General features: G+C 66.9%; 16 protein-coding genes. 5 read left to right on the top strand and 11 right to left on the bottom strand.

What is annotated here, in order from left to right:
• Nucleotides 1–6 precede the first annotated feature (6 nt).
• On the bottom strand, nt 7–1,551 hold the full coding sequence (locus ACTIAO_RS03655; protein ID WP_441904913.1) for an ABC transporter substrate-binding protein: 1,545 nt from the start codon (nt 1,549–1,551) through the stop codon (nt 7–9).
• A gap of 161 nt (nt 1,552–1,712) precedes the next feature.
• Between ACTIAO_RS03655 and ACTIAO_RS03650 the strand changes: the two genes are divergently transcribed.
• Together ACTIAO_RS03650 and ACTIAO_RS03645 are read left to right on the top strand one after the other, a co-directional pair.
• Nucleotides 1,713–2,615 carry a MurR/RpiR family transcriptional regulator gene (locus tag ACTIAO_RS03650; protein ID WP_441904912.1) on the top strand — a complete coding sequence of 301 codons (903 nt, stop codon included), beginning with the start codon at nt 1,713–1,715 and terminating at the stop codon, nt 2,613–2,615.
• The gene (locus ACTIAO_RS03645; protein WP_441904911.1) at nt 2,612–3,871 is read left to right on the top strand and encodes an MFS transporter; all 1,260 of its coding nucleotides are present in this window, start codon (nt 2,612–2,614) and stop codon (nt 3,869–3,871) included. The genes ACTIAO_RS03650 and ACTIAO_RS03645 overlap by 4 nt, the downstream gene beginning before the upstream one ends.
• Here the strand turns inward: ACTIAO_RS03645 and ACTIAO_RS03640 are convergent.
• Complete coding sequence (locus tag ACTIAO_RS03640) at nt 3,858–4,760, bottom strand: ROK family protein (protein ID WP_441904910.1); 903 nt, start codon at nt 4,758–4,760, stop codon at nt 3,858–3,860. The genes ACTIAO_RS03645 and ACTIAO_RS03640 overlap by 14 nt on opposite strands.
• Nucleotides 4,757–5,314 carry an orotate phosphoribosyltransferase gene (gene pyrE, locus ACTIAO_RS03635; RefSeq protein WP_441904909.1) on the bottom strand — a complete coding sequence of 186 codons (558 nt, stop codon included), beginning with the start codon at nt 5,312–5,314 and terminating at the stop codon, nt 4,757–4,759. Before pyrE ends, ACTIAO_RS03640 begins: the two co-directional genes overlap by 4 nt.
• Nucleotides 5,315–5,413: 99 nt before the next feature.
• On the opposite strand from pyrE, the gene ACTIAO_RS03630 reads away from it, so the two are divergent.
• Nucleotides 5,414–5,956 (top strand): YbhB/YbcL family Raf kinase inhibitor-like protein, encoded by a 543-nt coding sequence (locus ACTIAO_RS03630; protein WP_441904908.1) that lies wholly within the window; start codon nt 5,414–5,416, stop codon nt 5,954–5,956.
• Between the two features lie 37 nt (nt 5,957–5,993).
• On the opposite strand, the gene ACTIAO_RS03625 is transcribed toward ACTIAO_RS03630, so the two are convergent.
• From ACTIAO_RS03625 to ACTIAO_RS03600, 6 genes are read right to left on the bottom strand one after another with little or no spacing between them, the layout of a single operon-like run.
• A complete protein-coding gene (locus ACTIAO_RS03625) occupies nt 5,994–6,854 on the bottom strand; it encodes a MurR/RpiR family transcriptional regulator (protein ID WP_441904907.1) in 861 nt (286 codons plus the stop codon).
• Nucleotides 6,835–7,725: a phosphonate ABC transporter, permease protein PhnE gene (gene phnE, locus ACTIAO_RS03620; RefSeq protein WP_441904906.1), complete on the bottom strand. Its 891-nt coding sequence runs from the start codon at nt 7,723–7,725 to the stop codon at nt 6,835–6,837. Before phnE (ACTIAO_RS03620) ends, ACTIAO_RS03625 begins: the two co-directional genes overlap by 20 nt.
• On the bottom strand, nt 7,722–8,531 hold the full coding sequence (gene phnE / locus ACTIAO_RS03615) for a phosphonate ABC transporter, permease protein PhnE (RefSeq protein WP_441904905.1): 810 nt from the start codon (nt 8,529–8,531) through the stop codon (nt 7,722–7,724). The genes phnE (ACTIAO_RS03620) and phnE (ACTIAO_RS03615) overlap by 4 nt, the downstream gene beginning before the upstream one ends.
• Nucleotides 8,528–9,352, bottom strand: coding sequence for a phosphonate ABC transporter ATP-binding protein (phnC, locus tag ACTIAO_RS03610; RefSeq protein ID WP_441904904.1), 825 nt, complete (start codon nt 9,350–9,352; stop codon nt 8,528–8,530). The genes phnE (ACTIAO_RS03615) and phnC overlap by 4 nt, the downstream gene beginning before the upstream one ends.
• A gap of 21 nt (nt 9,353–9,373) precedes the next feature.
• On the bottom strand, nt 9,374–10,384 hold the full coding sequence (gene phnD, locus ACTIAO_RS03605) for a phosphate/phosphite/phosphonate ABC transporter substrate-binding protein (RefSeq protein ID WP_441904903.1): 1,011 nt from the start codon (nt 10,382–10,384) through the stop codon (nt 9,374–9,376).
• A complete protein-coding gene (locus ACTIAO_RS03600) occupies nt 10,377–11,087 on the bottom strand; it encodes an HAD family hydrolase (RefSeq protein WP_441904902.1) in 711 nt (236 codons plus the stop codon). Before ACTIAO_RS03600 ends, phnD begins: the two co-directional genes overlap by 8 nt.
• Nucleotides 11,088–11,272: 185 nt before the next feature.
• Here ACTIAO_RS03600 and ACTIAO_RS03595 point away from each other — a divergent pair, with 185 nt between their 5' ends.
• Together ACTIAO_RS03595 and ACTIAO_RS03590 are read left to right on the top strand one after the other, a co-directional pair.
• Entirely contained in the window at nt 11,273–11,902 is a 630-nt protein-coding gene (locus ACTIAO_RS03595; protein ID WP_441904901.1) for an amino acid deaminase, read from the top strand.
• Nucleotides 11,903–11,938: 36 nt separating this feature from the next.
• Entirely contained in the window at nt 11,939–12,784 is an 846-nt protein-coding gene (locus ACTIAO_RS03590; protein ID WP_441904900.1) for an exodeoxyribonuclease III, read from the top strand.
• Nucleotides 12,785–12,793: 9 nt separating this feature from the next.
• Here the strand turns inward: ACTIAO_RS03590 and ACTIAO_RS03585 are convergent, their stop codons facing one another.
• Nucleotides 12,794–14,662, bottom strand: coding sequence for an O-antigen ligase family protein (locus ACTIAO_RS03585; RefSeq protein WP_441904899.1), 1,869 nt, complete (start codon nt 14,660–14,662; stop codon nt 12,794–12,796).
• Between the two features lie 56 nt (nt 14,663–14,718).
• On the bottom strand, nt 14,719–16,632 hold the full coding sequence (locus tag ACTIAO_RS03580) for a carboxypeptidase regulatory-like domain-containing protein (protein ID WP_441904898.1): 1,914 nt from the start codon (nt 16,630–16,632) through the stop codon (nt 14,719–14,721).
• Nucleotides 16,633–16,760 lie beyond the last annotated feature (128 nt).

Raw genomic sequence — 16,760 nt, 5'->3', positions numbered from 1 at the left:
GGGCCGTTACTTGATGGAGGTGGTGCGCAGGGACTGCAGCGAGCCGTTCGCCATCGGGGTGTAGCCCTCAACGTTCGAGGACGTTGCGGTGTAGGTGTAGCTGGTGAACAGCCAGATCCATGCCGCGTTGTCCTCGAGGTTGTCGGAGACCTTCTGGTAGATCTCCTTGCGCTTCTCAGCATCCGCGGTCTGACGGCCTTCCGCGAACAGCGCGTCGAGCTCAGGCGAGGAGTAGCCGGCGACCTTGTTGAGGTTTCCGGTGCTGGTGAAGTAGCGGCTGTACATGCCGTCCGGGTCGGGACGACCGCCGTTGAGCGCGACGGCAGAGTCGAAGTCCGCGGCGATCCAGCGGTCGACATAGGCACCGGACTCGAGGACCTCGAGCTCCATGGTGATGCCTGCCTCGGCGAGCTGCGCCTTGAGGTTCTGCGCCTCGTTGACCGAGGTCGCGTACTCGCCCTGGGAGACGATCGTGTTGATCGTGACGCTGTCCTTGCCCGCCTTCGCGAGATACTCGGCTGCCTTGTCGAGGTCGCGCTCGGGGCACGGACGTGCATCCGGGTCGGACTTGTATGCGGGCGACGTGATCGGGCCGGTGACTTCGCCCTCACCGAGAGCCGCGGTCTCGAGGACCTGCTCGCGGTCGATCGCGCACTGGATCGCGAGGCGCACGTTGACATCAGCGAGGTCACCGCGCGTGGAGTTCAGCTGCAGTGCGTGGTAGCTCAGCTGCGGGGTCGACTCGACCGTGACGTTCGCACCCTCAGCGGTCTGTGCGACCAGCGGGTCGTCGAAGACGGCGAACTGCACGTTGCCGGACTGCATCGCCGAGACGATTGATGACTCATCGGGGATGACGCGGAACTCGACGGTGTCAAGAAGCGCGGCATCACCCCAGTACGCGTCGTTCTTGGCGAGAGTGATCGACTGGCTGGGGCTGCGGTCGTCGAAGACGAACGGACCGGTACCGTTCGGGGTCTTGTTCAGACCCTCCTCGGTGTCGTCAGACGACAGCATCGCCATGTTCACCACGGCGAGGTTCGCGAGCAGTGCCGCATCCGGTGCGCTGAGAGTCAGCGTCACGGTGGTCTCGTCTGTCGCATCGACGTTCGTGACCGAGGCAAGCGAGCTGGCGGCGACGGCGGCGGTCGTCTCGTCCTTGATCGCATCGAGCGAGTACTTCACGTCTTCAGAGCCGAAGGTGCTGCCGTCGGCAAAGGTCACGCCCTCACGAAGGTGCAGGGTCGTCGTGAGTCCGTCCTCCGAAACGCCCCACGACTCGGCGAGGCCTGGAACGACGTTGAGTTCCTCATCGAACTCCGTGAGCGTGCCGTAGAGGTTCTGCAGCACGTTGACGGCCTGGAACTGGGTCGCCTTCCACGGGAAGAGCGTGTCCGGGTCGCTCGTGACGCCGACGACGAGGTCGCCGCCCGCAGCAGCTGTCTCATCCGACGTCGTCGCTGCGGGGCTAGAGCATCCGGTGACGACGAGCGCAAGCGCGAGTCCCGTCGCAGTGAGAGCGCCGTACGACGCTCGTCGTGCTGTGTTCATTACTGATTCCTCCAGTGGAATAAGGGCCCCTGGGCGACGGTTTCGTTGTCGCCGGACGGTCCGTGGAACATCATTGGTCTTGGTGAGTATCAAAAGTACACGAGTTTCGCTTTTTATGTACCGGATTTTCCTTTAGGGTGTGTGACAGCGATCGGAGCCCCATGTCGAAAGAAGTCGCCCGCGAAGATGCCGGCGCAGCGCACGTGCTCGTGCGGATGCGAGCCATCTACCCTGAGCTTCGGCCGAGCGAGAAGCGGATCGCCGATCAGTTTCTGCTGCACCCAGCGGCAACAGCCGAAGCATCCATCGCAGATCTCGCGCATCGGTGCGGAACCTCCACGACCTCGGTGATCCGATTCTGCAAGCGATTGGGCTACGAGCACGTCCGAGACCTCCGCAATCATGTCCTCCTCGACGTGGCACGCGAGAACTTCGACACTGCGGCGCTTCCCGACGTCTCGGGAGACATCGACCGCGACGACACTCTCGCGGACATCGTCGCCAAGGTCTCTCTCGCCGAGACGCTCTCGCTCGCCGACACGGCGAAGGTGCTCGACACCGACGCGCTCCGTCGCTCTGTCCAGGCGATCACCTCGGGGTCGCGAATCGACATCTTCGGCGTCGGCGCGAGCGCCATCGTCGGCCTCGACCTGCAGCGGAAGCTGACTCGAATCGGCCGCCCTGCCCTGGAATGGTCAGACCCCCACGCGGCCTGGACGTCCGCGGCGACCCTGCAGCCGGGCAACGTCGCCATCGCCGTCTCGCACTCGGGTTCCACCACCGACACGATCGAGTTCCTCATGCTCGCCAGGCGCTCCGGTGCGACGACCATCGCGATCACGAATCATGCGGGCGCCCCGCTGGCAGATCAGGCAGACATCGTCCTCACCACCGCCGCACGGGAGACCGGGTTCCGCTCCGGCGCCCTCGGCAGTCGGATCGCGCAGCTCATGGTCGTCGACTGCATGTTCATCGGCGTGGCGCAGTCGAACTACGACCGCTCGATGGCAGCGCTGCGCGACACGTACGCGGCGGTGCACGGCGTCCGAACCGGCGGCGCGTGAACCCGCAGGATCGCCGCGCGCGTCGGGGACTGTTCGCCGCATTCGCGAGCCTGGGGGTGACGGCCTCATTCTTCCCGGCAGTCATCCCCGCGGTCGAGCTCGCACTCGGAGGCGACGTCAGCGTCGCGGTTCCTGCGCTGTTCGCCGGGCTGCTGCTCGGGGTACTCAGCGCCGGTCCCGCACTTCGCCGTAGCCCAGCCAGGCGCGTGCTGATCGTCGGCGGCGTGCTCCAGACACTGGCGATCATTGCCGCAGCACTGGCTGCGACACCCAGCATCTTCGTCATCGCCGCTGCTGTCGCCGGAATCGGGTTCGGGCTCGTCGAAGCATCCGGCAGTGTTGCGGCGAAAGCGATCTCGACGGTCAGTGCAACGGGTCTTCTCAGCGCACTTACCGGCACCCTTGCGGTCGCGGCTGCCGCAACCCCGTTGACGATCGTCGTGAGCGTACCGCTGCCGGCGCTTTCGCTGCTGGCCGCGCTCCCGCTCGCGACGGTTGTCCTGCTGTGCACGACATCGGATGCCGCGACCACGCAGAATGCACCAACCCCGCTGGCCGTACGAAGGCTCGTGCCACTGCTGCCGATCGCTCTCGCACTCCCCCTGTATGTGGGAGTGGAAACGGTGATCTCGGGCTGGTCCGCCGTGATCCCCGAGCGCGCATTGACTCTTGACCCCTCGACCGCAGCCCTCGGCACCACAGCGTTCTGGATGCTGATGGCAATAGGCCGTTTCGGTGCGGCAGGGCTCCGGCGCCGCGAGGTGCGCCCTCTGGTCATCCTCGCGATGGGATCACTGGCAGCTGCCATGCTGCTGTGTGCGTGCGGGCTTCTCATCGCCGAGCATCCGGCCTGGGCACTCGCCGCCGTCGCGGCATCCGTCATCGGTCTCGCGCCCAGCTACGGACTCATCCTCGGCATCGCACTCGACCGCCTCAACACCTCGGAGAGCGCAGGCGTGACCGGCGCCCTCGTCGCGTGTGGCGCCATCGGCGGCACATTCGTGCCGGCGGCCGTACTGCTGATCGGACGCGACCCAGCCGCCCAGGCGACATTCATCCTCTCGGCGGCCCTATGCGCCTCCGTCCCGCTACTCGTAGCGCTCGGGGTGAGGCGCCCGCTTTCTTCGCCGAGGCCCCCGCGCAGCATCCGCGCCCCTCGTCATTCACGCGAATCAGCGGGGGCGCCGGCGACCGGAGGGGGCCTCGGCGCCAGAGGTGGGGCGGGGCGGGGCGGGAGTGGGGTTAGCGCAGGATGAACGCGGCGGCGCCGATGAGGGGGCCCTCGTCGCCGAGCCCGGAGCGCACCACGCGCGCTGCGCGCGAGTAGTCGTGCGCCGCTGACGCGGTGAGCGCCCGCTGCACGAGGTCGATGTAATCGACGGACACCCGTGAGAACCCGCCGCCGATCGCGATGAGGTCGAGGTCGACGAGGGTTGCCGCGTCCGCGAGTGCCTCACCGACCGCCTTCGCCGAGCGCTCGATCGCCGCGCGGGCAATCGCATCTCCGGATGCTGCGGAACGAGCCAGGTCCTCACCGGTCGACCCCGTCCAGCCCTGTGATCGCGCCCAGGCTGCGCTCGCCGGTCCTGATGCGATCTCCTCGAGCGTCAGCCCGCCCTCGCGACGCATCTGCCCGAGGTGCCCGGCATTTCCGCTCGCACCGGGCACGTACTGCCCGTCGATGACGAAGCCGCCACCGACCCCCGTCGAGACGACGATCGACAGCGATGCGCGGGCGTCTCGTGTCGCCCCGAGCCAGGACTCGGCGAGCGCGAGCGCCCCGCCGTCATGGCCGAAGACGGTCCGGACCTCGTGCCCGACGATGCCGGAGGCGATTGTCCGCACGGCATCCGCGAGCCGGTATCCACGCGCCTGAGGCATGTTCACCGGGAAGATCTTCCCCGTCTGACGATCCACCGGGCCGGCGCTGCCGATGCCGACGCCGGCGAGGTCCGCTCCGGCAGGGAGTCGGGCCAGCGCGTGCGCGGCAACCTCTGCCACCGCGTCGTCGAGGGACGCGCGGGTCGCCGCCCTGCCCGTCTCGCGGCGGCTGCGACTGCCCTTGACGAGCACGCCGTCGTCGCCGACGAGCGCGGCCTCCATCTTCGTGCCGCCGACGTCGACGGCCAATGCGCAGCGTGTCATTGTGCGGCGAGCCCGAGGTCGTCGAGGTCGAATGCCGCAATCCACTGCAGTCCCTCAGCCTCGATCGCCGCCTGCGCGCCGGTCTTGCGATCCACGATCACGGCGACGGCGACGACTTCTGCACCCTCGCGGCGCAGGACTTCCACGGCCTTGAGCACCGACTGGCCGGTGGTCGAGGTATCTTCCAGGACGACGACTCGCTTGCCCGCGACATCCGCCCCTTCGATCTGCCGGCCACGGCCGTGATCCTTCGGCTCCTTGCGGACGACGAAGGCATCCAGGGGGCGATCCGTGTCAACCGACGCGTGCATGACCGAGTTCGCGATCGGGTCGGCGCCGAGGGTCAGTCCGCCGACGGCTGCGACATCGAGATCACCGATGAGATCCTGCATGACGCGGCCGATCGCCGGAGCCGCGCGATGGTCGAGGGTGAGCTTTCGCATGTCGACGTAGTACGTCGCCTTCTTGCCGCTCGAGAGGGTGAAGTCGCCGTGGAACACCGCCTCGTCCTTGATCAGGGCGAGCAGGGACTGGCGGTCGGCTTCGAGAGTCACGGCATCCAGTGTATGGCTCGCCGCCCCTGGCTACGTATGCACGTTTCGCCTATCGTGGCGGGAGATCCACCCACAGGCATCTGCAAAGCAGGGAGATTCATGTTCTCGTACGACCCCTATGCCGAATTAGCCACGCTCCGCGACTTCGCGACACTGGAGCTGGGCAGCCCCGACTTCGAGGCCGGCGGCACGCTGCCGCTGTTCGCCTGGGCGGAAAATCGCGGAGGCGAGGACCGCTCCCCCGCGTTGCGCTGGCCGCCGGCGCCAGAGGGCACGAAGAGCTTCGCGATCTCGTGCTTCGACCCGGATGCTCCGACCGGGTCCGGCTTCTGGCACTGGGCGGCCTTCGACCTCCCTGCCGACACCACGTCCCTCGCCAGTGGCGATGGCACCACCGCAGCATTGCCGACTGGCGCGAAGGTCATGCCGAATGAGGCTCGCCTGCAGCGCTACATCGGTGCAGCTCCGCCCGAGGGCACCGGCATCCACCGTTATTTTTTCGTCGTCGACGCGCTCGACGTCGACACGCTCGACCTCGATGGCGACGAGACACCCGGGATCCTCGGCTTCAACCGGCACTTCCATACGCTCGCCCGCGGTGTGCTCATGGGCACCGCCGGCCCTTCGACGGGAGGTTCCTGAGCCTGTCGAAGGGCTCAGGGACCGCTGAGCGCTGAGGCTACTCCGACAGCGAGTGCCCGAGCACCGACAGCGTCGTCATCTGTGCCGCCGTCGCGCTCGCGCCTCGCCGGCGCACGAGAAGCCCGACGACGGACTCCGTGACGAGCATCAGCGCGGCGCGAGAGGTGTGCAGCAATTCATCGCGGAACGAATCGTTGATCGGGGCGACGACGAGGGCAGTGTCGGCGGATTCCGCCACCGGCGACCTCGGGAATGACGTGATCGCGAGCACGCGCGCACCGCTCGCCCGCGCCGCCGTCATCACATCGATCGATGCCCGGTTAACCCCCGACCCCGACACCACCAGGCACGCCGACCCCGCACCGAGCTGGGATGCAGTGATCTGCTGCCCGAGCGTATCCGCCACGTACTCCGCAGGGCGTCCCGCCGAGGTGAGCCGCATAGCGAGGTCGGCGCCGACGGGTGCCGACAGGCCGTTCGCGGCGACCAGGAGACGATCCGCGCGATCGAGCGCGCCCACGAACTCCGACAACTCGTTCTCGGTGATGGCCGAGACGGTGTTCGCAAGCCGAGCGGCGAAGCGATCCACAGCACCGCGGAGCGCTCCGAGCATCGTGGTCTCGCCGGTCTCCTCCGGTGACGGTACGGCGCTCGCCCGGTCGCGGGCGAGCGCTACCCGCAGCTGCGGATACCCGTCGTAGCCGAGCGTCTGCGCGGTGCGGATCACCGTCGCCCGTCCCACGCCGACCGCGTCGGCGATCTCCTGCGCGGTCCGTTCGATCGCCGCATCCACATCCTCTGCGATCGCGATGGCCACACGGCGCTCGCTGGGCTGCATCGACGGCGCGAGCATCGCGATGCGCGTGGTCGGTTGTGCGTCAGCGGACCCTTGCCACATCGATGGACTCCTCCCTCGGCGCCGAGCTCTTCTGCGGCGTCCTGATCACCCTCACCCGCGGCCCACGCATGATCCTCCGGCGAATCGCACCGGAGATGGCATCCATCAGCATCGTCGCAAGAACCACGACGATCAGCAGCATCCCGACCGTGTCCCACTGACGGAAGTTCGTATAGTTCGCGAGCATACTGCCGATACCACCCGCACCGACGAGTCCGAGCACAGCAGAGGTGCGGATGTTGATCTCGAATCGGTAGAGAGCGAACGAGAGAAGCGCGGGAGCCGCCGCAGGCCACAGCGCCCAGCGGGTGACCTCGGCGGTGCTGCCGCCGGCGGCCCTGACCGCCTCCGATGCACCCTCCTGCACGGACTCAATCGTCTCGTAGACCCATTTGGCCTGGGTACCGATTCCGGCGATCGCCAGAGCCAGCGCGCCGGTGAACGGGGTGAGACCCGTGACTGTGAGCAGCAGCAGTGCGATGATCACCTCCGGGATGGCTCTGATCACGGCAAACACCCCGCGCAGCGGCAACCGGAGCCATACCGGCCCGACGTTGCTCGCGGCGAGCATCCCGAGAGGGATCGACACGACAACGCACCCGATCGCACCGATCCAGGCCATCGAGATCGACCGCCAGGTCTCGAATAGCGCTTGCGAGAGCATCTCCCAGTTGGGCGCGGCGAACATCAGACCGAGGTAGTGAGCGACCTGCCCCGGCAAAGAGCCGAGATCGTCCCAGGGGATCGGCAGACCCGCGGCCGCCGCGAGGATCACGACACCGACGATGACGGTGACGATGGTCGGGACGACGCGCGAAGGTCGGCGCGGCAGATCCAGCCCGATCGCATGTGCGGAGGTGAACAGACTCATACCAACCGCCTCCGCAAGAAGTTGGAGAAGACCTCGATCAGCACCACGACGACGAGGATCTCCAGCACGATCACCGCGACATCGTCGTAGGCGTAGAAGGCGCGTCGCTCGTCGAGCAGGCGACCGATGCCGCCCGCCCCCACGATCCCGAGGATCGCCGAGATGCGCACGTTGAGCTCGAGCGTGTAGAGCCACTGATTGGCGAAGAGCGGCCAGGTCTGCGGCAGAACTGTACGGCGGTTGATCTGCGTCTGCGTCCCTCCGGCGGCGCGTCCGGCCTCGATCACCGGCAGATCGGACGAATCGATCGCCTCCGAGACGAGCTTGATGATGATGCCGAGGTCGAACAGGAACAGCGTGATCAGTCCCGGAAGGGCTCCGACCCCCACCATCGCGACGAGCACGGTCGCGTACACGAGGTCGGGAACGGAGCGGATGACATTGTTGATCGTGCGCACGATCATGCGCGTTGGTGCGTTCGGGTTCGTCGGCGACGCGGCCCACAGCGTCAACGGGACCGAGACGGCCGCGGCCAGAGCGGCGCCGACCACGGCCATCTGCAGAGTCTCGAGCATGGGCCCGATCGTGCGCGGAAGGAAGGCGAAATCAGGCTGGAGGAACTGCGCGAGCAGCCCTGAGCCGTTGCTCCAGTTGCGGATGAGCGCGCCGAAGTCGAGGTCGATGCCGCCGATTGCGGGGATGCACGTGGCCGCGGTGAACGCCGCGAACGCCAGCGCGATCAGCGCCGTGCGCACGCGCGAGGAGGGTTTGGCGGGTACGACGAGCGATCGGCTGTGATCCGTCATGAGCCCAGCACGTCCCTCGGCTGAATCGGACGACCGTAGATCTGCTCGAAATCATGGTCCGTGGCCGCCGCAGCTGGGCCGTCATAGACGACCTCGCCGGCGCGCAGACCGATCATCCGCGTGGTGTACTGCCGGGCAAGATCCATCAGGTGGATGTTCACGATTACGGTGAGCTGCTCGTCGCGGTTGACGCGGCGCAGGTCGTGCATCACGGCGTGAGCGGTCGGCGGGTCGAGGCTGGCGACCGGTTCATCCGCGAGCATGACGCTCGGCTGCTGCGTGAGTGCCCTCGCGATCGCGACGCGCTGCTTCTGCCCGCCGGAGAGCTGACCGGCGCGGTTCCACACCTTCTCCAGCATCCCGACCGCATCGAGGGAGCGCAGCGCGAGTTCGCGGTCCTCGGTGCTGGTCACCCCGAGCAGCGTCCGCCAGGTGGCGGTGTGCGCGAAGCGGCCCACGAGCACGTTCCGGTAGACGTTCGCGCGATCGGCGAGGTTGAATCCCTGGAAGATCATGCCGATGTGACCGCGCAGCTCACGCAGCTTCCGGCCGCGCATGCCGGTCACGACGTGCGGGCCGACCGTGACCGTTCCGGAACTCGCCGGGACCAGACCATTGATCGTGCGGATGAGCGTCGACTTGCCCGAACCGGACAGGCCGACGACGGACACCATCTCTCCCGCCGCGATGTCGAGAGTGACGCCGCTGAGGGCGCGGGTGCCGTTGGGATAGGTGACCGACACGTCGTCCAGACGTATCGACCACGACGCGGAGACCGAGGGCAGTGCCCCGGCCTCCGCGTGAAGCGAATCAGCGTGCATATTTTTCTCGGTAGAACGCGCTCAGTTGGAGAACTCGGCGAGGATCTCGCCGTAGCGGCTGATCTCATCCTCGGCGGTCTCGCTCGTCCAGTCGGACAGCCCGACGAGGTCGAACATCACGGATGCCGCCTCCTCTGAGGACTCCGCGTAGTCGTCGAGCAGCTGGGTGAGCTCGGCGACGAGGTCGTCGGGGAGCGTCGAGCTCACCGCGACACCGCCGTTGGGGATCATCTCCGTGTAGGCGAACGCGACGACCTTCTCGGCGACGTCGGGGGCTTCCTCGGTGACCGTGGTGCGCGCATCCCAGTAAGCGAAGCTGACCTCGGCGTCGTCGTTGTACACAGCGAGGACGGCGTTGTTGTTGCCTTCCACAGGTACCTGCGTGATGCCGGCATCCGTGTCGACGCCCTGATCGCGCATCGCGACGACGGGGTACTGATAGCCGGCGGGCGAGGTTGCCGCCTGCAGAGCGACCTTGGTCCCCTCATCGATCTTGCCGAGAGCCTCCACACCGGCAGGACCCGATCCGGTCGCCTCCGCGCCGGCCTCCTCGATGCCGTTGCAGAACGACAGTTCGATTCCGCTGGCTGCATACGTCGACATGACGGGCTCGTCGTCGCAGTACTTGTCGGGGTCGTTCGTGTACGCGACGGCGGCGTACGACGTCGCTCCGAACCGGACATCGCGCAGGATCAGCTCGGCGTCGTAGCGTTCGATGGCGTTGTACAGCGAGCCGGCATCGGTTATGATCACCTGCGCCTGATCGGTGCCGAGCGCCTCGACGGTGGCCGCGTAGTCGGAGGCGACCACGCCTTCCACCTCGATGCCGAGGTTCTCGGACAGGTACGTCGTGAGGGGGTCGAGCGCCTGAACGAGGTCTTCACCCTCGACCGACGGGACGAGCGACAGGGTGATGGAGGACGGCCATTCGGTCGCCTCGTCGCCCGCCTCGCCCGTGGAGCTGCTGCTGCAGCCGGCGAGAGCGAGAACGGCGATGGCGGCGATGCCCGTGGTGAGCAGGGACTTACGCATTCGGATCGTGCCTTTCGGTGAGGGTGGTGCTGGTGGGGGTAGGGGATGCCGACTCTGCGGCCCAAGCTTCGATGTCGCCGTACAGGTCAGCGATGGTGCGTCCGCGCATCGTCACGTCGGCCGTCGAGTTCACGGCGGTGGCACCGACCAGCGCGGTCGCCGCGCCAAGTTCGGCGGCCGGTGCGAGATCGAACTCGAAGATGTCGCCCACCGAGAGAACCGGTCCTTCGGCGACCGCTTCGCGGAGGATGGGAACGAGTCCGGCCGGCTTGCCCACGGTGAAGTGCATGGCGTCGAACAAGTCGGCGACGCGCCACCCTTCGAGAACCGGGCGGATGCCGGCACCGGGCGCGTTCGTCGCGAGGGCAACCCGCGCGTGGGAGCGGACCCTCTCGAGAAAGTCTGCGAGGCCGTTCGGCGGAGTGATCGCGGCGTGCTCGGATCCGAGCAGAGCCCTTGAGGACTGATAAGCCTCCTCGAGCGCATCCGCCGACACACCCTGCCGGGCGGCCAGGGTGCTGATGACGTCGTACCCGTCTCGCCCGTCGTGCTCGCCGCGCTCGAAGGCCGTGATGGCGGCGATGGCACGGTCGGCGAACTCCGCGTCGTCGGCGGCCGTTGCGACGGCGCGGGCGAAGGCCTCGAGCGGCCCCGCGCCCAGCGCGATGGTTCCGTCGAAGTCGAGGACGATGGTGGCAGTCACTTTTCTCCTGATCTGAGTGGGCCGGCCCTGAGGTTCCGTCCCGTCGCCCGTTCGGACGATGCGTTCATGGTGGCATCAGTTTATGGACAGTTCGCCCATCGCGTGTGAACTTCTCGTGAACTCAGCCGCCCGGCGCAGCGCACTGCTCATGAGCAAAGCCTTCTGAGAACGGCTACGCTCACCTCGTGATCGAACGTCTGGATACCGCCCTGGCCGACAACGACCCCGCAGATGTCCTGTCGATGTTCGATTGGCTGGGCCCGGCGATCGATCGGGACGCAGATGCCGACCGCTTCGCCGCCTGGGGCAGATCGACCGTCATCGACGAGAACATCGGCGACCCCGTGCTGCCCCGAACGACGTTCGACGCATTGCACGCACGAGCGAGGCTGGAGGCGGACTGGCCCGTCGGCAACGCCGGCCTGCTGCACGTGTACGGCTATCTCCTCTCGACCACGCCCACCCCGTTCGGGCTGAAGCGAGATCGCTGGCTCGGCGGCGATCTCGCCCTCGCCTGCGGGCTGGCTCCCGATCACTTCGTGCCGTGGACGGGGCGGCGCACCCTGCTGGATCGGGCATCGGCAGCCGCTCGCATCCTCATCGATGCTTCACCGTCGCGGCAACAGCAGGTCGGAGACGCGACCACCGTCATCGCGATCGCCGAGCGCGCTCGGGCGTCGGCGATCGGCTATGCCATCGAGATGCCCGAGCACGGGAGGCTCCTGATCACGATGTTCCCGGTGGACGACGCGGCAGCAGTGCTCAGCGGAATCGACGCCGAGGCCCCGCGCCTGCGCTGGAACGCCGTCCTCTGAGCGCTGACTGTCCGCACCCCACCGTAGGCTGGACGCATGCGTCTGGCCACCTGGAACATCAACTCGATTCGCACCCGTGTCGGCCGCGCCGTCGACTTCGTCGTCCGTGAGGACATCGACGTGCTCGCGCTGCAGGAGATCAAGTGCAAGCCCGAGCAGTTCCCGTACACCCCCTTCGAAGAGGCGGGGTACCACGTCGAGGCGCACGGCCTGAATCAGTGGAATGGCGTCGCGATCGCGAGCCGCCTGCCCATGACCGACGTGCAGACTTCGTTCGCAGGGATGCCGGGCTTCGCGAAGGGCCACGACGGTCCGGATGCTCCGCTCGAGGCCCGCGCGCTCGGCGCGACGATCGACGGTGTGAAGGTGTGGAGCCTGTACGTTCCGAACGGTCGGTCACTCGATGACCCGCATTACGCGTACAAGCTGCATTGGCTCGACGAGCTGCGCAAGGCGACCGCCGCCGAACTGGCGACGAAGCCCGACCTTCCGTTGGCCCTCCTCGGCGACTTCAACATCATCCCGTTCGATAAGGACAACGGCGACCCCGACATCGTCGAGGGCGTCTCGACCCACGTCTCTCCCGAGGAGCGCGCCGCGTTCTTCGCCTTCCAGGATGCCGGGCTTACCGATGTCGTGCGCCCGCTCATCCCCGAGGGCTTCACGTACTGGGACTACCAGCGGCTGAAGTTCCCCCGTAACGAGGGCGTGCGAATCGACTTCGTCCTCGGATCGCGGACCCTGGCGGATGCCGTCACCGGAGCATCCATCCACCGCAACGAGCGCAAGGGCGAGCAGCCGAGCGATCACGTGCCGGTGGTCGTCGACCTCGACTTCGGTGGCGCCGACGACGATGACGACATGCCGATGATCTTCTCCTGAGCTTCTCGCTCAGGGGGCAGGAATCGTCCTGCTCCTGGCCGCGGTGACACAGGCCGTGTCGTCGATACTCGCGCACACGTCTCCCAGCGCCTGCCAGCTCACCTCGGAGTCGGGGGCAAGCTCCAACGCACGGATCAGATGCGGTCGGGCCGCGGCAGGATCACCATCGACGAAGAGGGCAACGCCGTACTCGTGCTGGAGCCGAGGGTCTGCCGGCGACAGTTCAGCCGCGCGCGCCAGCCGCTGCACCGCCAGCGCATTCTCGCCGCGCAGCTCTGCCACCATGCCCGCGTAGAAGTTGGCACGCACGGAGTCCGGGAGAACGTCTATCGAGCGCTCTGCCCATTCTTCTGCGGCGTCGGCCGCGCCGGAGAGGCCACGTTCCAGAGCACCGCCGAAGGATTGCGCCGCGATCAGGGCGATATCCACGTCCCAGGGCCGGAGCTGCTGGGCCGTCGCGAATTCTGACCGCGCAGCATCCACGTCTCCGCGCATCAGGCTACGCTGCGCGGCCAGCAGTTTCGCGTCGGCGACGGTGAAGAGCGACAGCATCACGAACCAGATGATGCCGAGAATCGTCAACCCGATTCGCCACATCTGCGAGTGCCGGATGCCGGTCCCCGTTGCGGCATCCCTCTCGCGCACCGATGCTGCAACCAGCAGGCCGACCAGCACGGCCAGAGGGATGAGCGTTGCCGGTGCCGTGAGATGGGTGAGCAGTGCGATACCAGCAGCCGGAATCGCGAGTAGTGCTCCGAGAGCGAGATCCCGCTGTCCGGTCGTGAGCGTGCGCGCTTGCCGGATCCCGACGACGATCGAACCGATGACGAGCACCCCGGCGCAGATGAGGCCCGGGATGCCGCCGACCACCGCGGCCTGCACGACGACGTTGTGCGGTGAATCCAGAATCGCGCCCACGTCGGCGCGGGTGAACCATTCGTCGCCGAAGTAGGGCGTTATCGCGTCAGCGAATCCGTTCGGCCCGACACCCAGCCATGGCGAGGAGAGGAACAGTTGCCACGCATCACTCCACATGATGAATCGATCGCCCACCGTCTGCTGCGCGAAGCCACCGCTGCCGAAGAGGCGAGCACGCGTCAGCGGGACCGCCACCACGACCGCGAATGTCGCCACCACCACACCGCCGGCGATCAACAGGTCTCGGCGACGGCGACGAGATGTCACGAGAAAGCGCACGACCACGCCCAGTATGACGATTGCGAGCGCGAGCAGACCGGCACGGGAGTTCGATGTCGCCGTCGAGAAGATTCCCGCTGCGGCCCCGATGATCCACCACCATTGGACCTTCTGCTCCTGCCGCCATCTGCCCAGTGCAGCCGACGCCAGCACCGCGACGAGGATCGCACCCAGAATTCCCTGATCGGTGGCATTTCCGGTGAGGGACCCGGGCCGCAAGAGATCGCTGGGGAACGGCCGGAGGCCGACCGACTCCAGACCGGCAACGAAAGCGAGGAGAACGGATGCTGTGGACAGAGCCGCGAAGAGGTGTCGGCGCCGGCTGATTCCTGCCTGCGGCCCGAGCAGCCGTGCGCCCGCCCAGGCGGCCGCGGCGATAACTCCCAGTGCGATGAACCCCTCGTATCGCGGGGCGCGTCCGAGCAGCTGTTGGAGCGGTGCGGCTCCGGCCAGGGCCGTGATCGTCAGCCAGGCGCACAGGACTGCCAGCGTGATCGCGAACCATCCCGGCAGTCGCCCTGCCGGGCGAGCCCACAGCGCGATGATCGCCGCAGCCAGCGCACACAGCAGCGTGGGCCAGCCCCAACGGTTCTGCAGATCGGGCAGCATGACGATCGGCGCGAGGCCCAGCAGCCAGACGGCGATCAGGGCGCAACGCCGCTCGGTAATACTCTCGCGCACGCCGGTGGGGCGGACAGCAGCAGCTGCCCGCCCCACAGGTTTCGTTGGATGCCGGGTCAACTCACCGTCCGTCGACGCCAAACCAGTGCGCCACCGACGAGAAGCAGCAGAAGTGACAGAACCATCACGTCCATCGGGGCTTCCGCACCGGTACGCGCCAGACTCGTCACGGCACTCGAACCAGTACTCGATCCAGTGCTCGATCCAGTGCTGCTTCCGGGCGATGCATCACTGCCACCGCCACCGCCGGGTCCTACTGCGGGCTTGATGACCTGCACCGCCACCGAGCGAACGAGGCCAGAGGTCAGTCCCGTCGCAACGATGTGATGGGCCCCTGCGGCAGCCGACGCTGGAATCGTCACGGTCACGCTGAACGAGCCCGCTGCGTCTGCGAACACCGTCGTCAGCACGATCGGATCGGAATGCAACACGAGTTCGACCTCTTCACCGGGCTCGTAGTACTCACCCGTCACGGTGATCTTGCCTCCGACCTGTGCACTCGACTCCGAAAGCAGGACGGTCGGTGAAATAGTGCCGACGGGAACCATCGCCGGCGCCGACGTGTAACCGTATTTGTGCGCCGTGACCTGCACGCTCAGCACGGTCCCCACATCTGTTGCCGCGGGTGTGAAGGTATCCATCGAAGCGCCCGAAATCGCGACGTCATCGGCAAGCCATTGGTAAGTGAAAAAATCCGCTTCCGGTACCGACCCGCTCGCGTCGACACGAATGGGCGCATTGACGGCCAGGTCACCGACAAGGCGAGGATTGAGCATGGTGAACACGCCAGGCCTCACGGGCTCGGTCGATTCGGATCCAGCGGTGGCGCTCGCCGCACCCGGGGCATTGCCGGTCACCTCCACACTGATCTCGGATCCTTCGAGCCCTCCGGTCAACTCGAGCGTCTGCATCGAGGCGCCCGAGATCGGGTACATCGAGGCACCTGATATGAGGTTGCTGCCCTCGAACCACTGGTACGAGAGGACGACGTCTGCTGGCCCCCACGTTCCCGGATCCGCAGTCAACGTCTGCCCCACCTGCGCAGTGCCGTTAATCGTGACGTCGCCTGGTGTCACCACCGGCACAGGCTTCACGGGCCCGGTCGGGACGGACTCAGCCGTCGCGTTCACAGTGTGTGAGGGGTCCCACCCGGTCACCTTGACGCTGATCGAGCTTCCTTCGAGCCCTCCCGTCAACTCGAGGGTCTGCATCGAGGCCCCCGAAATGGGGTGCATCGAGGCGCCCGAGATCGGGTACAGCGAGGCACCTGATACGAGGTTACTTCCCGTGAACCACTGGTACGAGAGTTCGACGTCTGCAGGCTCCCACGCTCCCGGATCCGCAGTCAACGTCTCACCTACCTGCGCGGTACCACTGATCGTGACAACTCCCGGAGTCACAACGGGCGAGTCGGGGTTGAGCGGCGCCCGATAGGCCGTTGCGTTCTCCTCGGCGACATCCTCTGCCGGCGGGGCTTCCTCCGTAGGTGGAACATCAGCAGCCGCGGCATCCGCAACCTCATCGCCGGCCGGCTCTGCACTCTCAACGGCACGCGGAGACAGTGCGACATCGATCGCCACCTGCATCTGTCCCGTGGCCAACGTCACGGTCTGCGCATCCGCGATTCCCACGGACGGCCAGAATGCCGACTCATGGGCGTCACCCGCTGTGACCGATACCCGGTAGTCCCCGGCAGGGAGTGCGGAGAGCGTGTAGCCACCGGTTGTTCCCGCGGTGGCATTGGCTACTTCTGCGCCCGATGGGTCGAGAAGGACGATGCTCGCCCCGTCGATGCCATCGCCCGTCTGCGCATCGGTGATGGTGCCCGAGATCGACGCGGTTGCATCGCCACTGACGTCATCGGTAGCTGCAGAAGCGGCAACGCTGCCAGAACTCATCAAAGCGATAGCTGCGATCGCACTGATCATCGCCATCCACGTGCGCGATACGCGCAACGGTCGTGAACCCATGCTCGTTCCTTCTCTCGGGAATGGCGCACTCGATCAAGCAACGCGCACCTGTTGGGATACACCAAACCAGGAATTCGCGCACCGGAGGCACGCGATTCAGCCGAAACGAACCTTCCGGAAATTCCGGA

The sequence above is a fragment of the Microbacterium sp. genome (assembly GCF_052099035.1).
GTDB lineage: Bacteria > Actinomycetota > Actinomycetes > Actinomycetales > Microbacteriaceae > Microbacterium.
The sequence above is the reverse complement of the archived record's forward strand: the minus strand, read 5'-3'. Positions and strand labels throughout refer to the sequence as shown.

What these genes read in the sequence shown, in the direction of transcription:
- ACTIAO_RS03655 (WP_441904913.1), bottom strand. Translation starts at nt 1,551, where the DNA reads ATGAACACAGCACGACGAGCGTCGTACGGCGCTCTCACTGCGACGGGA.
- ACTIAO_RS03650 (WP_441904912.1), top strand. Translation starts at nt 1,713, where the DNA reads ATGTCGAAAGAAGTCGCCCGCGAAGATGCCGGCGCAGCGCACGTGCTC.
- ACTIAO_RS03640 (WP_441904910.1), bottom strand. Translation starts at nt 4,760, where the DNA reads ATGACACGCTGCGCATTGGCCGTCGACGTCGGCGGCACGAAGATGGAG.
- ACTIAO_RS03630 (WP_441904908.1), top strand. Translation starts at nt 5,414, where the DNA reads ATGTTCTCGTACGACCCCTATGCCGAATTAGCCACGCTCCGCGACTTC.
- ACTIAO_RS03625 (WP_441904907.1), bottom strand. Translation starts at nt 6,854, where the DNA reads ATGTGGCAAGGGTCCGCTGACGCACAACCGACCACGCGCATCGCGATG.
- phnE (WP_441904906.1), bottom strand. Translation starts at nt 7,725, where the DNA reads ATGAGTCTGTTCACCTCCGCACATGCGATCGGGCTGGATCTGCCGCGC.
- phnE (WP_441904905.1), bottom strand. Translation starts at nt 8,531, where the DNA reads ATGACGGATCACAGCCGATCGCTCGTCGTACCCGCCAAACCCTCCTCG.
- phnC (WP_441904904.1), bottom strand. Translation starts at nt 9,352, where the DNA reads ATGCACGCTGATTCGCTTCACGCGGAGGCCGGGGCACTGCCCTCGGTC.
- phnD (WP_441904903.1), bottom strand. Translation starts at nt 10,384, where the DNA reads ATGCGTAAGTCCCTGCTCACCACGGGCATCGCCGCCATCGCCGTTCTC.
- ACTIAO_RS03590 (WP_441904900.1), top strand. Translation starts at nt 11,939, where the DNA reads ATGCGTCTGGCCACCTGGAACATCAACTCGATTCGCACCCGTGTCGGC.
- ACTIAO_RS03580 (WP_441904898.1), bottom strand. Translation starts at nt 16,632, where the DNA reads ATGGGTTCACGACCGTTGCGCGTATCGCGCACGTGGATGGCGATGATC.